The organism is Arenibaculum pallidiluteum (assembly GCF_017355985.1).
Classification (GTDB): domain Bacteria; phylum Pseudomonadota; class Alphaproteobacteria; order Azospirillales; family Azospirillaceae; genus Arenibaculum; species Arenibaculum pallidiluteum.
In genome coordinates this window covers 299,312-312,633 of record NZ_JAFIQU010000005.1, presented here as the reverse complement: position 1 = coordinate 312,633, position 13,322 = coordinate 299,312, and the positions used below count along the sequence as shown (strand labels likewise).

The 13,322-nt window shown below is 72.2% G+C and carries 17 protein-coding genes; 7 read left to right on the top strand and 10 right to left on the bottom strand.

What is annotated here, in order from left to right; all coding sequences use genetic code 11:
* Positions 1–447: 447 nt before the first annotated feature.
* A complete protein-coding gene (locus tag JUB13_RS13440; RefSeq protein WP_207479676.1) occupies positions 448–1,254 on the top strand; it encodes a RibD family protein in 807 nt (268 codons plus the stop codon).
* Here JUB13_RS13440 and JUB13_RS13435 read toward each other — a convergent pair.
* From JUB13_RS13435 to JUB13_RS13420, 4 genes are read right to left on the bottom strand one after another with little or no spacing between them, the layout of a single operon-like run.
* Positions 1,241–2,056, bottom strand: coding sequence for a class I SAM-dependent methyltransferase (locus JUB13_RS13435; RefSeq protein WP_207479673.1), 816 nt, complete (start codon positions 2,054–2,056; stop codon positions 1,241–1,243). The genes JUB13_RS13440 and JUB13_RS13435 overlap by 14 nt on opposite strands.
* Entirely contained in the window at positions 2,053–3,117 is a 1,065-nt protein-coding gene (locus JUB13_RS13430; RefSeq protein ID WP_207479671.1) for a glycosyltransferase family 4 protein, read from the bottom strand. Before JUB13_RS13430 ends, JUB13_RS13435 begins: the two co-directional genes overlap by 4 nt.
* Positions 3,107–3,511: a 6-pyruvoyl trahydropterin synthase family protein gene (locus JUB13_RS13425; RefSeq protein WP_207479669.1), complete on the bottom strand. Its 405-nt coding sequence runs from the start codon at positions 3,509–3,511 to the stop codon at positions 3,107–3,109. Before JUB13_RS13425 ends, JUB13_RS13430 begins: the two co-directional genes overlap by 11 nt.
* 10 nt (positions 3,512–3,521) lie before the next feature.
* Positions 3,522–4,499: an MDR/zinc-dependent alcohol dehydrogenase-like family protein gene (locus JUB13_RS13420; RefSeq protein WP_207479667.1), complete on the bottom strand. Its 978-nt coding sequence runs from the start codon at positions 4,497–4,499 to the stop codon at positions 3,522–3,524.
* A gap of 104 nt (positions 4,500–4,603) precedes the next feature.
* Here JUB13_RS13420 and mdoH point away from each other — a divergent pair, with 104 nt between their 5' ends.
* The gene (gene mdoH, locus JUB13_RS13415; RefSeq protein ID WP_207479665.1) at positions 4,604–6,430 is read left to right on the top strand and encodes a glucans biosynthesis glucosyltransferase MdoH; all 1,827 of its coding nucleotides are present in this window, start codon (positions 4,604–4,606) and stop codon (positions 6,428–6,430) included.
* 3 nt (positions 6,431–6,433) lie between these two features.
* Here the strand turns inward: mdoH and JUB13_RS13410 are convergent, their stop codons facing one another.
* Both JUB13_RS13410 and JUB13_RS13405 read right to left on the bottom strand, forming a co-directional pair.
* Complete coding sequence (locus tag JUB13_RS13410; protein WP_236024924.1) at positions 6,434–6,967, bottom strand: cytochrome b; 534 nt, start codon at positions 6,965–6,967, stop codon at positions 6,434–6,436.
* A gap of 78 nt (positions 6,968–7,045) precedes the next feature.
* On the bottom strand, positions 7,046–7,798 hold the full coding sequence (locus JUB13_RS13405; protein ID WP_236024923.1) for an ArsR/SmtB family transcription factor: 753 nt from the start codon (positions 7,796–7,798) through the stop codon (positions 7,046–7,048).
* Between the two features lie 134 nt (positions 7,799–7,932).
* Between JUB13_RS13405 and JUB13_RS13400 the strand changes: the two genes are divergently transcribed.
* Complete coding sequence (locus JUB13_RS13400; protein WP_207479663.1) at positions 7,933–8,895, top strand: DMT family transporter; 963 nt, start codon at positions 7,933–7,935, stop codon at positions 8,893–8,895.
* Here the strand turns inward: JUB13_RS13400 and JUB13_RS32350 are convergent.
* Positions 8,879–8,965, bottom strand: coding sequence for a small membrane protein YohP (locus JUB13_RS32350; RefSeq protein WP_456237111.1), 87 nt, complete (start codon positions 8,963–8,965; stop codon positions 8,879–8,881). The two genes, JUB13_RS13400 and JUB13_RS32350, sit on opposite strands and share 17 nt — an antisense overlap.
* 188 nt (positions 8,966–9,153) lie before the next feature.
* Here JUB13_RS32350 and JUB13_RS13395 point away from each other — a divergent pair, with 188 nt between their 5' ends.
* Positions 9,154–9,363 (top strand): hypothetical protein, encoded by a 210-nt coding sequence (locus tag JUB13_RS13395; RefSeq protein ID WP_207479661.1) that lies wholly within the window; start codon positions 9,154–9,156, stop codon positions 9,361–9,363.
* Positions 9,364–9,372: 9 nt separating this feature from the next.
* Here JUB13_RS13395 and JUB13_RS13390 read toward each other — a convergent pair whose 3' ends face one another.
* The 3 genes from JUB13_RS13390 to JUB13_RS13380 form a co-directional block, all read right to left on the bottom strand.
* Positions 9,373–9,912, bottom strand: coding sequence for a macro domain-containing protein (locus JUB13_RS13390; protein WP_236024922.1), 540 nt, complete (start codon positions 9,910–9,912; stop codon positions 9,373–9,375).
* Between the two features lie 16 nt (positions 9,913–9,928).
* Positions 9,929–10,276 (bottom strand): hypothetical protein, encoded by a 348-nt coding sequence (locus JUB13_RS13385; RefSeq protein ID WP_207479659.1) that lies wholly within the window; start codon positions 10,274–10,276, stop codon positions 9,929–9,931.
* A gap of 97 nt (positions 10,277–10,373) precedes the next feature.
* Positions 10,374–12,002, bottom strand: a complete 1,629-nt coding sequence (locus tag JUB13_RS13380; RefSeq protein ID WP_207479657.1) for an EAL domain-containing protein — start codon at positions 12,000–12,002, stop codon at positions 10,374–10,376.
* 367 nt (positions 12,003–12,369) lie between these two features.
* Between JUB13_RS13380 and JUB13_RS13375 the strand changes: the two genes are divergently transcribed.
* The 3 genes from JUB13_RS13375 to JUB13_RS13365 are packed head-to-tail and all read left to right on the top strand — an operon-like array spanning position 12,370 to position 13,287.
* Complete coding sequence (locus JUB13_RS13375; protein WP_207479655.1) at positions 12,370–12,579, top strand: cold-shock protein; 210 nt, start codon at positions 12,370–12,372, stop codon at positions 12,577–12,579.
* A 47-nt stretch (positions 12,580–12,626) separates the two neighbouring features.
* On the top strand, positions 12,627–12,896 hold the full coding sequence (locus tag JUB13_RS13370) for a hypothetical protein (protein ID WP_328702932.1): 270 nt from the start codon (positions 12,627–12,629) through the stop codon (positions 12,894–12,896).
* A gap of 4 nt (positions 12,897–12,900) precedes the next feature.
* The gene (locus JUB13_RS13365) at positions 12,901–13,287 is read left to right on the top strand and encodes a hypothetical protein (RefSeq protein ID WP_207479654.1); all 387 of its coding nucleotides are present in this window, start codon (positions 12,901–12,903) and stop codon (positions 13,285–13,287) included.
* The last annotated feature ends 35 nt before the right edge of the window (positions 13,288–13,322 follow it).

Sequence of the window (13,322 nt, the reverse complement as noted above, 5' to 3'; positions counted from 1 at the left end):
GCCACAGTTTCGCGACGCTGTAGTTCGGTCGGTGCGATCCGGGCGTCGTATTTCTGTGCGATGTCCGGGCTGCGGCCCCGGCGTGACCTTGGGAGCCACTGGACCGTTCGCACTGCCGCCGGGCGTCGCGCTGTCCCGGAGGACAGGCTGCCCGGCGGAGGCGATGGCGCCGCGCCTTTGCGCGGAACACCGTGGACGTTCCCTCCCTGCCCCGCCGGGTCTCCGGTCTGCCGCCGTCATTCCCGTCGGGCAGCCACCATTCTGTTCGTGTGGCCAACTAATTATATGCGCGGTATCGTGAAGCGCGTCAAGCAAGGCTTGCAGTCCGGCCTGCCCCTCCGGGGAGGACTTTGGGCATATGACGCCACTCACCCCGACGCCCCCTTGCCGGTCCTCCCGGGCGCCGCGCAGGATTGGACGGATTCGGGCTTCCCCGGGGTGTCGCGCATGCGGTCCATAAATGTCGACGATCCTCTCTGGGAGGCACTGCTGGGCGTAGGACTGCCCGCGGGCCGTGCCGAGCGCGCGCAGGCGGAGCCGGCATGGGAGCTCTACGCGCCGCTCGCCCGGCGTGACCGCCCGCTTGTCCTTGCCCAGCTCGGCCAGTCGCTGGACGGCCGCATCGCGACGGTCACTGGCCATTCCCGGACGATCTCCTGCGATGAGGCGCTTGTGCACCTGCACCGCTGCCGCGCCCTCGTGGACGCGGTGGTGGTCGGCGTCGGCACGGTGCTGGCCGACGACCCGATGCTGAACGTCCGCCACGTGCCCGGCCCGGACCCTGCCCGCGTGGTCATCGATCCGCGCGGCCGGGTTCCCGACGGCGCGAAGGTGTTCCGCGACGACGGCTGCCGCCGCATCGTGATCCAGACGGCCCGCGTGCCGCGCCCGCCGGGTGTCGAGGTGGTCGAAATCGCGGCAGATGGCGATAACGGCTTGCCGCCCCGCGCAATCGTTGCGGCGCTGGCCGAGCTCGGGCTGCGCCGCCTGCTGGTCGAGGGCGGGGCGAAGACCATCGCCCGCTTCATCGCGGCAGGCGCCGTGGACCGGCTGCATGTCGGCATCGCGCCGCTGATCATCGGGGCTGGGCCCGTGGGCCTGTGCCTGCCGCCCATCGAGCGGCTCGATTCCGCGATCCGCCCGCAGGCGCAGGTCTACGCGCTGGGCAGGGACGTGCTGTTCGACTGCATGCTCGGCAGCAGCGGCCGCCTCGCAGAAGGCCCCGGCGGATCCGCCGGGCTCAGCGGTCCCTGAGGTCCGGCGGCAGCGCGAGCAGGTCCAGGTGCCCGATCTCGGCGGTGCCGGTCGTGGCCTCGCGGCGCCGGAACACGAGCCACGCATCGACGACAGCCGCGGGAAGAAGATCCAGGTCGCGCGCCGCCTGGCCGTAGCCTTCGGCGAGAGCCTGCTGTAGGCGCGCCTGGGCAGGACCGAGCACCCAGGGACTTTCCGCCTGGAAGACCGCGTAGCCCTGCCGCCGCATCAGCTCGGCGAGGCGCGGGGCCGCATCCGGACCGAGGGCGGATCCCAGACCCTTGTCCGTGCGCTGGTGTCGATTCAGCGCCGCCGCCATGTCGGCATCGCGCGCGTGGACGGGGCACCAGCTCGTCCTCCCGTCATAGGTCAGCGCTGCATAGAGCGGCAGCGCGAGGGAGGCGATCCGGGTCGCGAAGGCCCGCAGCCAGGTGTCCGGCAGCAGGTCGAGCAGCGCCGAGGCCGTCACCAGCGTTGCCCCCTCCAGAGGCAGGGAGGCGATGTCGCCGAGGTCCTGCTCCACCTGTTCGACCACGGTGCCGGAAGGCGCCACCTCCGCGGCCCGGCGGCAGGCCTCCGCCAGCAGGGCCGGGTCGCGGTCGATTAGACGCCAGGTCTGGCGCGGCGCCAGCAGCGGGCCAAGGGCGCGCATGGTCGCGCCCGTCCCCGCGCCGAGATCCACCACCACCGGCGGATCGGACCGCGCAGCCACCCTGGCCGCGCGGCTCAGCAGGTCCATGTCGCGGCCCGCCCGGTCCGCGGGCTCGCGCAGGTCGAGCCATCCGGCATCGAAGCTGCTCACGCCCGTCCCTCCCCGCTCTCCGATGCCACCTCGAGGGCCCGTGCCACCACGGCCGCCGTCCCGGACCAGCGCGGCTGCGCCGCCGCCGCCGCCCAGGCGGCATCGGACATGCCCCTCCGGCGCGACGGGTCGTCGAGGAGCGCGGCCAGCGCCCCGGCCAGCGCCTCGGGATCATCTGGGGGAACCAGGATCCCGGCCGCTGGCGGCACCACTTCGGGGATCGCGCCGCCAGTCGTCCCGACCACCGGAAGGCCACGCGCCAGCGCTTCCGCATAGGCCATGCCATAGCCCTCGTAGCGGGACGCGAGCACGAAGAGGTCCGCGCCGCCGAGCAGGTCCCCGACGTTCCGGGTCTCGCCAAGGAGTTCGACCCGGTCGCGGAGGCCGAGCCGGAGCACCAGCGCCTGCAGGTCCGCCGCGGCGGCGCGGTCGCGATCGAGGCTTCCGACGATCCGGCAGCGCCAAGGCCGGTTCGCCACCGAGGCCAGCGCGCGGACCAGGACGTCGAAGCCCTTGCGCGGCGTGACGGTCCCGACCGAGAGGATCAGCGGCGGGTCTCCATCGGCCGGTGCCCGGGGCGCGGGATCGGTGCCGGGTGGCGCCACATGAAGGCGCGCGGGATCGACCCCGTACTCCGCCGCGAGGATGCCCGCGGTGGTGGCACTGGTGGCGACCACCGCGCGCGCATGCCGCAGGGCGTGACGCTCGCTCTCGCACAGCCCGCGCACCGCCGCGTCAGAAAGGCCGCTCTCCAGCGCCAGCGGGTGATGGACCAGCGCCACCAGGCGCAGGCGCCGCGCCTCGCGCGCGGCCAGCGCCGGGAGCACGCCGTAGGCGAGCCCGTCCGCCAGCACCAGGGATCCGTCGGGCAGCGCCGAGAAGGCTCCCTCGGCGGCCTCGCGCGCGGCCGCGTCGGGAAACGGGAAGCCATCGGGCAACCGCAGGAACGACGCCGACCGGCCGAGTGCGCCGAGCTCGGCGACGAGACGACGGTCGTAGCCGTAGCCGCCGGTCAGGGTCTCCGGATCCCCGGGGACCGCGAGAAGGATCTCAGCCGTCAACATCCGCCTCGAACCAGGCGCGCGCCACATGGGATTCATGCAGCGTGACCCGGAGGCGCCGGATCTCCCGGCCCGCTGGGCCCAGGCGGCCTGCGCGGATCGCATCGGCGAGCCGGTCGAAGATGTGGCGGGCCAGGAACTCGGTCGTCGTCTTGCGTCCCTTCATCTCCGGAACCTCGTCGAGGTTTCGGTAGCGCAGCGGCTCCAGCGCGGCGGACAGCGCCTCGGTCGCAAGGCCGATATCGACGACGATCTCGTCCTCGTCCAGGCGCTCGCGGAAGAAGGTCGCATCCACGACGAAGGTCGCCCCGTGAAGGCGCTGCGCCGGGCCGAAGGTCTCTCCCGGCAGGCTGTGGGCGATCATGATGTGATCGCGGACCTCGACAGCGTACATGCGACCTCCCTCAGGCGTCGTAGCGGACGCGGTGGCACAGGGTCCCGGGCGCCCCCAGGACGGCGGGATAGGTGTCGGGCAGCTCCCGCAGCGGCGTCGCGCCCGTCAGCAGCGCGTCCAGTCGTCCGTCCGCCAGCAGGGAGATGGCCTTGTCCATCCGCCGCCCGTGGCTCCACCGCGCCCGCCGCGACTCGGCGACCGATCCCACCTGGGACGAGACCAGCTTGATTCGCCCCGCATGATAGGCGCCGCCCAGGGGCACAAGGACCGCGTTGTTCCCATACCAGCTCAGCTCAATCACGCGGGCCTCGAACCCCGCGCAGCCGATCGCGGTGGCGAGGCCCGCAGCGCTGGCGCTCGCATGGAAGACGAGGTCGCAGTCATGGGGCGCGTGCTCTGGAGCGGCGAACCCGACGCCGAGCGCCGCCGCCAGGGCCGCGCGGGACGGATCGATGTCCACCAGCGTGGTCTCGGTTCCCGGGATCCGTCCGCACAGATAGGCCGCCAGGGCGCCCACCACCCCGGCGCCGACCACCGCGATCCGGTCGCCCGGCCGCGGCCCTCCGTCCCACAGGCCGTTCAGAGCCGTCTCCATGTTCGCGGCCAGGACGGCGCGCCCGGGCGGCACGTCGCCGGGCACCGGGTGCAGCGCCTCGACCGGCACCACGAAGCGATCCTGATGGGGATGCAGGCAGAAGACGCTGCGGCCGAGAGTCGCGTCCGGCCCCGCCTCGACCACGCCGACCTGCGCATAGCCGTATTTGACGGGAAAGGGAAACTCGCCCTCCTGGTGGGGGCAGCGCATGCGCGCGTGCTCGGCTTCCGGCACGCCGCCGCGCAGCACCAGCGCCTCGGTGCCGCGGCTGATGCCGCCCCAGTCCGCCCGGACGAGCGCCTCGCCAGGTCCCGGTGCGCGCAACGCCACGGGCCGCAGCTCGGCGCGGCCGGGTGCGGTGATCCACAAAGCCTCCGCCAATCCGATTGACACGCGGCTCCCCCGACATACTGCTTGTTGGCCCAGGAATGTCGGCGCGGGACTGGTCCCGTCAACCGTCATCGGGAGTCATCGGGTACGGGGCAGCGGGAACAGTCATGGGGCAACGTGCGGGAACGGCCGAAGAGCCGTGCAGGCGGATTCTGGTCCGGCGCCGCGCGCTGGTCGCGGCCCTCACCCTTTCGGGCCTCGTGGCCATGGCGGGGACCATGGCGGCGCTGCTCTCGGTCAATGGCTGGCACTGGCTGGAGGCCGTCATCATGGCGGCATTCGTCCTTGGCCTGCCCTGGACCATGCTGGGCTTCTGGAATTCGGCCCTGGGCTTCGCGATCGCGCGCCTGGCCCGCGACCCGGCCGGGCTCGTCTTCCCCGGGCTGCGCGCCCATGGCGAGGAGGATCCCCTGACGGCGCGGACTGCGCTGGCGGTCTGCATCCGGCACGAGGACGCCGGGCGGGTCCTCCGGCGCGTCGAGGTGATGCTCGACAGCCTGGACGCCACCGGCTGGGGGGCCATGTTCGACGTCCATGTGCTCAGCGACAGCGCGCGCCCCGAGGTCGTGGCCGCCGAGGAGGCCGCCATGTCCGCCCTGCCGCGCCGCCACGCCGGGCGCGTGCACTACCGCCGGCGCGACGAGAACACCGGCTTCAAGGCCGGCAACCTGCGCGAGTTCCTGGCCCGCAGCCGCGGCACCTATGCCTTCGTCGCCGTGCTGGACGCCGACAGCCTGATGTCCGGGCCCTCGCTCGTGCGCATGGTGCGGGTGATGCAGGCGAACCCGCGCCTCGGCATTCTTCAGAGCCTCGTGGTCGGGCTGCCGAGCGGCAGCGCCTTCGCCCGCATCTTCCAGTTCGGGATGCGCCACGCCATGCGCGCCCACACGCTCGGGGCCGCGTGGTGGCAGGGCGACGGCGGCCCCTTCTGGGGCCACAACGCCCTGATCCGCCCGGAACCCTTCCTGGAGCATTGCCGTTTCCCGGACCTGCCCGGCCGCGGCCCCCTCGGTGGCCAGGTGCTCAGCCACGACCAGGTCGAGGCCGCCATGATGCGCCGGGCCGGCTGGGAGGTCCGCGTGCTCCCCGAGGAGATCGGGAGCTGGGAGGAGAACCCGCCGAGCCTGCCCGACTTCGTGAAGCGCGACCTGCGCTGGTGCCTCGGCAACATGCAGTATCTCCGCCTGCTGGGCCGGCTCGACCTGCATCCCATGGGGCGGTTCCAGCTCGTGAACGCGGTGTTCATGTATCTCGGCGCGCCGCTCTGGCTGCTGATGCTGGCCTGCGGCCTCGCGATGCTCTGGGTGCCTGTCCCGCCCGGGGCCGAGCCGTTTCCTGCGGCGCTGGGAGCCGGCCTCTTCGCCGCTTCGATCGGCATCGGCATGGCGCCCCGCCTGCTCGGCGTGCTCGGCGTCCTGCTGGACCGGCACGAGCGCCGGCGCTTCGGCGGCGGACCGCGGCTCCTCGCAGGGGCGCTGCTCGAGACGGTGTTCTCCTGGCTCGTCGGCCCTGTGATGATGGTGGCCGAGGCGATCTTCATGGCCGGGCTGCCTTTCGGCGCCAAGGTGATCTGGGAGGCGCAGAACCGCCGCGACCGGACTCTCGCGCCGCGGGAGGCGGCGGCCGGTCTGTGGCCCCAGACGGCCCTGGGCGCCGCGGTCGCGGGGCTGCTCGCCTGGAAGGCTCCGGGCACCCTGCCCTGGGCCGCGCCGTCGCTGGCGGCATGGCTCGGCTGCATCCCCTTCGCCTGCGCGACCTCGAGCCCCGCGGTGGGCGCCTTGCTCGCAGACCTGCGTCTGTGCGCGATCCCCGAGGACCTCGCCCCGCCCCCCGAGATTACCCGCCTGCTCGAGCCCTCGGAGGAGACGGCATCCGAGCCACCGGCCCAGTCGGCCGGCAACCAGCCGGTGCCCGAGCCAGCCCCCGCCTCCTGAGCGTCAGAGCATCCGGTGCAACGTGCCGTCGCGGCGCAGGACGTGATGGAACAGCACGCCGCCGACATGGAGCGCGAGAAGCACCAAGATCGTCCATCCCAGCGTCTCGTGCACCGCTGAGAGAAGCGGAGCGATCGCCTTGTCCTCGCCCAGTGGGCTCGGTACCGGGAAGAGGCCGAACCAGCGCAGCGGGAACCCCCATGCGTTGGTCGCGAGGAACCCGCTGACCGGCATCGCGATCAGCGCCGCATAGAGCAGCCAGTGTACGGCTCCCGCCACGACGCGCAGGGGCGCGGGAAGCGCATCGTGCGGCGGCGGCGGGTTCAGCAGCCGGAAGACCAGCCGCACAAGCATCACGGCCAGGACCACGAGCCCCAGGGATTCGTGGACGGCGTAGAAGTCCAGCTTCACCTCGTCCTTCACGAATTTGATCACCGCGCCCATGGGCAGGACAATCAGGAGAAGGACGACGGTCGTCCAGTGCAGCGCCTTGGCCGGCCAGCGGTATTCCGGCGCCCCGACCTCACGCATGCGCATCTCGGACCTCCGCCTCACGGACCCGCTCGCGGTCATTGTGCCACGGCATGCCGGGCGCGGACACTCGGCGCTGCACCTTCAGCCCCGGGCCGGCGCGGCCACGGCCAGATGGCCATCGAGGATTCCGAATTCGGCGGCGAAGCCGCGCCGGCCCGGCGCCGTGATCGCGACCGCGCGGCTGTGCGGCACCGGCGCGATCCAGCCGAGCTCCAGGCAGCGGTGGCGAAGGGCCGAACCGAGCCGGCCGGCCAGATGCGGACGGCGCTCGCTCCAGTCCAGGCAAGTCCGGCAGGCCGGCCGCCGCCCCGGCGCAAGGACCGACGGATCGATCCCGAACCCGGCCAGGAACTCCTCGCCCGAAGCCGTGACGAGGCCGAGCCCGTCGGCGATCACCAGATGCTCCCGCGCCACAAGGGCATCGGTCAGCGCCGTGCCGAGCCGGCCGGCCAGATGGTCGTAGCAGGTGCGGGCAAGGCGCATCGCCTCGTCGCGCGGGCCGCAGGGCCGATGGCGGCGTGGCCCCGCCGCAGCGGCCGCCATCAGCGCCTCGACCGCACGGGCGACGTCCGCACCCGCCAGCCGGTAGTAGCGGTGCCGGCCCTGCCGCTCGACGTCCAGCAGCCCGGCATCGGCGAGCTTCGCGAGATGCCCGCTGGTGGTCGAGGCGCTGACCCCGGCATGCCAGGCAAGCTCGCCCGCGGTCAGCGCCCGGCCATCCATCAGCGCCAGAAGAATGTTGGCGCGCGCGACATCGCCGATCAGGGCGGCCACGCTGGCCAGGGCATTGCCGGAGATCATCGCCGGACCGGCAGGCGGAACGGTGCTCGTCATGACGGGAGCCTAGCGCAGGCCATGGGTCCGGTCACGGCGCGAGACTTCGGCCGTCGCCGCAGCATCGCCCGGGGACCGGCTCGGCGAGGCATGGCAGAGTGCCCGCCCTGCTCCCCATCCGCCAAGGCCCGTCCATGCTAATCAACCATGCGCCCACCCGCCTTCCCGTGGAGCTGGCCCTCCTTGCGACCCTCGCCTTCCTGTGGGGCGCCTCCTACACCTTCATCAGGATCGGGGTCGGGACGATCCCGCCGGTGACGCTGATCGCGGCGCGCACGGCCATGGCGGGGCTTCTCCTGCTCGCCCTGATGCGCCTTAGGGGCATCGCGCTGCCGCGCGACAGGGGCGTCTGGGGTCGCCTGATGGTGCAGGCGTGCCTCAACAGCGCGGTGCCCTTCACGCTGATCGCCTGGGCCGAGCTGACGGTGGAGGCCGGCCTTGCGACGATCCTGAACGCCACCACGCCGGTCTTCGCCTTCCTGCTTTCGCTGGCTCTCGCCCGCGGCCAGGCCACCGACCGAAGAAAGCTCGCGGGCGTCGTCCTGGGGCTGGCGGGAATCTGCCTGATCGTGGGCCCCGGCGTGCTGGGTGGGCTTGGCAGGGACGTGGCCGCGCAGCTCGCCATCGTCGCCGCGACGGTGTGCTATGCGGGGGCCGCCCTGTTCGGGCGCAACTTCTCGGGCCTGCATCCCATGGTGCCCGCGGCGGGCTCGCTGATCTGCGGCGCGGCCCTGCTTATCCCGCTGAGCCTTGTGGTCGACCGCCCATGGACGCTGTCGCCCTCGCCCGCCTCGCTGGGTGCGCTGCTGGGCCTGTCGGTCTTCTCAACGGCGCTCGCCTTCGTGATTTACTTCCGCCTGATCCGGACACTCGGGTCCGTGGGAACCACGGCGCAGGCCTATCTGCGCGTTCCCTTCGGCGTCGCCATCGGCATGATCTTCCTGGGCGAGCAGCCGACGCCCACGGCCTGGGCCGGCCTTGCCTTCGTGGTCCTCGGCGTTGCGGCCATGACCATGCCGGCCCGCGCGGGCGCGCGGGTCCCGGCCGCACAAGCGGCGGGCGACACCGCGGTGGCCGGCATCAGAAGATCAGCTTGAGAACGCCGAAGACGACCAGGAGGCCGATGATGAAGATGATCGCGATCAGCCACCCCAGCACCTTGAGCATCGAGTTCCCCTCCCCGTGACGACGGCGCGGACGCGCTCCCGGATAGAAGCCTCGGCCGTGGCGGGCGTTCCATCTTCCGGGCGAGGCACCCCGCCTTCGGTCGGGCCGCGTGAATTCAGGGATACCGCCACCGCCGGCCTCCCACAGCAGCGCCAGTCGCTGCAGTCTGGTGGGCCACGGAGGCCGCCATGGACCAGGGCCGGCAGCAGCTCGTCACGGCCGGGCAGCGCGCGATACGGCGCTGTCGGGAAGCCATTGCGCGGTCCGAGGAGAAGCTGAGAGCGGCCCGACTGCTGCTGGAGCACGCCGCGGGACGACCGGCCGGAGATGCCGCCGAGCCTTCCGAGGCCGAGCCGCCGACGCCTGCGGAAGGAACCGAGAACCCGGCACGGCGCTGACGGGACGCCTCACCCCGTCAGCAGGTCCGAGAAGGCACGAAAGGCCGTGAGGTCGAGAAGCGCGAAAACGACGCGCCGCCCGGGCCCCGCCACGACGAACTCCCTGGCCGCCGCGACGCCGATCGCGGCCGCCGCATCGGGCGGCCAGCCGTAGATCCCGGCGCCGATGGCGGGAATGGCCAGCGAACGTGCGCCGCTTGCCGCCGCCACCCGGAACACGGCGGCATAGCAACGCGCAAGCCCCTCGGCCTCGCCCCTCCCACCGCCCGACCACGGCGGGGCCACGGCATGGATCACCATCCGCGCAGGCAGCGCGAAGCCCGGCGTCGCCGCCGCCTCGCCCGGCGCCAGCGGTCCCAGGGGCCCCGCCGCCCGGGCGAGCTCGGGCCCGGCGGCGCGATGCAGCGCGCCCGAGACGCCGCCACCCGGCAGCAGCGTCGGGTGGGCCGAGAGCACGACCGCATCGCAGCCGATCCGGGCGAGATCCTGGTTCACGGCCACGACCCGCCCCTCGAGAACGGTGTCCTCGATCCGGAAATCCATCTCCATGCCGTCCTCCGGCGTCTCAGAGCCCGAAGCGGGTCGGACTCAGATTCAGGGTCTCGCAGACGCGCCGCGCGGCCGCGACCTGGCCTGGCGCCATGGCGCCGGGACCGCCTGCGGCGCGCAGCAGCGCCTCCATCACGCCGGCGGCGGCCGCGGCGTCTCCCTTCGCGGGGCCAAGGGCCTGGACCACGGCCACATCGCCGCCATCGGATTCCCGCAGATGCCCGAGATGGCGGTCGAAGGCGTCGAGCAGGCCGGGATCGTCGCTCCCGAGACGCCGGCGCAGGGCCGCCGCATCCGCGCCGTCCGCGGCGGCCAGAAGGGCCGCGCCGGCGGCCAGGGCATTGTCGGGGGCGGAAGGCTGCATGGTCATTCTCCGGCAAGAGGGCGCCCGCCGGACCGGTCCGGCCCCGCGGCCCTGTTCCAACAGCCGGGATCGCCGAAGGGCCGCCCGCCCGGCGGAATCAGCCCCAGCCCTCGCGCGTACCGCGGCGCCTTGCCGCACGCGCGGGGGCGAGCGGGGGCGGCGCATAGACCGGGGCGTCCGCCGGGCGGCCGAAAAGATAGCCCTGCGCCAGCTCGACGCCCCAGGATGCGAGCTGCTCTGCCTGCGAGCCCTCCTCGACGCGCTCGGCCACGACCTTCGCGCCGAGCTGGTGGCAAAGCCCGATCATGGAGCGCAGGATCGTGTCGTCCCGGGCACCGTGCCCGAGGCGGTCGACATAGATGCCGTCGATCTTCACGAAGTCGATCTCCAGGGCCTGGAGATACGGGAACGAGGCCGCCCCGGCACCGAAATCGTCCAGACAGACCCGATGGCCGTCGGCGCGCAGCGTCGCGATCACCCGCGCGGCGCGCTCGAGGTTCGGGATCGAGCTCGATTCCGTGATCTCGATCATCAGAGAGCGGCGGAGCTCGCCGGCATTCAGCGACAGGCGCCGGAACGTCTCGATGAAGAGATCGCTGCCAAGGGATTCCGCTGACATGTTAACGGCGATGCCCGCCCCCACCCGCCCCGCATTGGCGGCAAGCACGTCGAGTGCCTTCCGGCAGACATGCAGGTCCAGGTCCGGCGCCATGCCGACCTGCTCGGCGAAGGCGACCGTCGGCCCGGGGGCGCCCGCGGGAAAGCGCGACAGCGCCTCGAAATGGTGAAGCGAGCGGTCCCGCAGCGTGACGACGGGCTGAAACTGCAGTGCGACCCGGCCGTCCAGCAGTGTGCTGCGCAGACCCGACACCCGAGAGACCGTGTCCTCCACGAGGCTGCGCAGGCCGCCCTTGAGGTCGCCAATGGCCGTCCCGCCGACCTCGGCGAAGCGGCGCACCGCGAACAGCAGGACACGCCCGGCATCCTCGACGGCGATGTCGGGGGCGTTCAGCTCCACGGTCGAGGCCTGCGCCTCTATCCCGTCGATGCGTTCCGCGCGGACTGCCTCGGCAAGGTCGGCCTCGATCCGCCCGGCGGTGACCGCTTGCCCGTGCACGAGGCCAAAGCGGTCGTCGGCGAGCCTTCCCGCCAGCTCATCCTCCACGGCATGCTCGCGCAGAAGAGCCCCGACCTCCTCGAGCAGGCGCCCCGTAGCCTCGGCGCCAAGACGCGAGCGCACCGCCGCGAGCCCGTCCAGCTTCAGCAGCGTCAGCCTTTCGCCAGGCCCGGGCTCGACGCCGTAGCGTGCCCCGAGCCGCAGCTCGAAGGTCTCCGCCGTCGCCAGGCCCGTCTCAGCGTCCTGTACCCCGCGGGCGAGCTTTCCCGGGCGCTCCGACCGGGTCAGGGTCAGGTTGCGCAGGACGCTTCCGGCAAGCCGGAACCCCGCGAGCGTTACCGGCACCCCGCCGTCGGGGCTGGGGAGCTGGAGCTCGCGCGGACGCAGGCGTGCATTGGGCGTGAGGTTGCGAACCAGCCGCCTGACGAGGCCGCGGTCCTGCGGCCCGACGAGGTCATGCAGATGGCGGCCCAGCAGGTCGGACTGTCCGGCGCACAGCAACGCCTCCAGCGCCCCGGCCGCGAAGGTGATCCGCCCCTCGACATCCGCCTCGATCAGCACGTCGGCGTTGGCGAAGGCGAAGGCCAGAAACCGGGCCCGTTCCGACATCGCGTGTCTCGCCTCCTCAGTTCGCACCGTTCCGGTGGCCGGTGCCTCCGATCGAGATGCTTACAATATTATGCAACTTTGTCGTGATGCACGACATTTCCGCGACATTTCATCCTTTCGGCCGAGACGCCGCAGCGGCACAGGCTCGGACCGCGGCATCGCTTCCTGCTGCACCTTCGGCCTAGGGCCACCGACGCGGCGAGGGTTTTCCCTTGCATAGATACGCCGTTTCCCCCATCTCGGAACCATCATTCGGCTTCTTCTCGGCCGGAGCCGCATCCCGTGGCACCGATCGCTTTGTGTTCCGGATGCCACCCAGGGTGCCGTCCGGAAAGGAAGGCACCCCTTCCAAGCAAAGGAGGACGCGATGCCCGTCGGCACCGTGAAATGGTTCAACGCCACCAAGGGCTTCGGCTTCATCCAGCCCGACACCGGTGGTCCCGACGTCTTCGTCCACATCTCGGCGGTGGAGCGCGCAGGCCTGCGCGGCCTGGTCGAAGGCCAGAAGATCTCCTATGAGGAGCAGCGCGATCCCAAGCGCGGCAAGACCTCGGCCGAGAACCTGAAAGCGGCCTGAGCCACAGGCCGACAGTCGGTACGGGGCACCAGGAGACTGGTGCCCCTTTGCATTTCCAAACCGTCGAAGCGCATCCGGAACGCCCCATGGCTCGCAAAATCAAGAAGCAGAACACCGATAGCGGCTTCGTCCTGTTCGACGTCGTCTACCAGGACGGCGCGCGCAGTTCCAACCGCCGCGTCCCAAGCGCCGAGCTGGACGCGCCCGACCCGGAAGCCGCCGCGCGCGCCTTCATCGAGGCGCAGGACCGCAAGATCGCCGAGATGTCCGGCAATCCGCGCGGCCCCATCAAGACGATCACCCGTTCACCGGGCTGAAATCATGAGCCGGCAGCCGCTCGCCATGCGCAGCCGCGGGCAAATGGGCGTAGCCGTGCGCGCGGCGCTCCTCGGAACCGTGATGCTCGCCGGCTGCGCGGGGCTCGACGCTGGAAACCCGCTGATCGGCCGCTGGAACGCCACCGCCGCCGCGCTTCCCGGCGTCAGCCTGGGAACCTATGAGTTCCGCCGCGGCAGCATGACGGCGATGGGCGTGACGCAGCCGGTCGAATACACGGTCGAGGACGGTCTCGTCCGTGTGGTGCCCGCCGAGGGCCCTGGGCTCGCGCTCGACGTGACCCTGCTCGATGCCGACACGGCCCGCGTCGAGATGCCGGTGCTGGGCGGCGTGGTGACCCTGAGGCGCCTGCGCAGCCGCGGGCTCTTCTGACCGAGCCATCGCCGCACGGCATGGGTGGGCGGCGC

Coding starts and splice junctions, on each gene's coding strand:
- JUB13_RS32350 (WP_456237111.1), bottom strand. CDS start 8,965: ATGCTCAAGGTGCTGGGGTGGCTGATCGCGATCATCTTCATCATCGGC.
- JUB13_RS13405 (WP_236024923.1), bottom strand. CDS start 7,798: ATGACGAGCACCGTTCCGCCTGCCGGTCCGGCGATGATCTCCGGCAAT.
- JUB13_RS13380 (WP_207479657.1), bottom strand. CDS start 12,002: ATGTCGGAACGGGCCCGGTTTCTGGCCTTCGCCTTCGCCAACGCCGAC.
- mdoH (WP_207479665.1), top strand. CDS start 4,604: ATGGGGCAACGTGCGGGAACGGCCGAAGAGCCGTGCAGGCGGATTCTG.
- JUB13_RS13440 (WP_207479676.1), top strand. CDS start 448: ATGCGGTCCATAAATGTCGACGATCCTCTCTGGGAGGCACTGCTGGGC.
- JUB13_RS13400 (WP_207479663.1), top strand. CDS start 7,933: ATGCTAATCAACCATGCGCCCACCCGCCTTCCCGTGGAGCTGGCCCTC.
- JUB13_RS13390 (WP_236024922.1), bottom strand. CDS start 9,912: ATGGAGATGGATTTCCGGATCGAGGACACCGTTCTCGAGGGGCGGGTC.
- JUB13_RS13395 (WP_207479661.1), top strand. CDS start 9,154: ATGGACCAGGGCCGGCAGCAGCTCGTCACGGCCGGGCAGCGCGCGATA.
- JUB13_RS13425 (WP_207479669.1), bottom strand. CDS start 3,511: ATGTACGCTGTCGAGGTCCGCGATCACATCATGATCGCCCACAGCCTG.
- JUB13_RS13375 (WP_207479655.1), top strand. CDS start 12,370: ATGCCCGTCGGCACCGTGAAATGGTTCAACGCCACCAAGGGCTTCGGC.
- JUB13_RS13385 (WP_207479659.1), bottom strand. CDS start 10,276: ATGCAGCCTTCCGCCCCCGACAATGCCCTGGCCGCCGGCGCGGCCCTT.
- JUB13_RS13365 (WP_207479654.1), top strand. CDS start 12,901: ATGAGCCGGCAGCCGCTCGCCATGCGCAGCCGCGGGCAAATGGGCGTA.
- JUB13_RS13410 (WP_236024924.1), bottom strand. CDS start 6,967: ATGCGCATGCGTGAGGTCGGGGCGCCGGAATACCGCTGGCCGGCCAAG.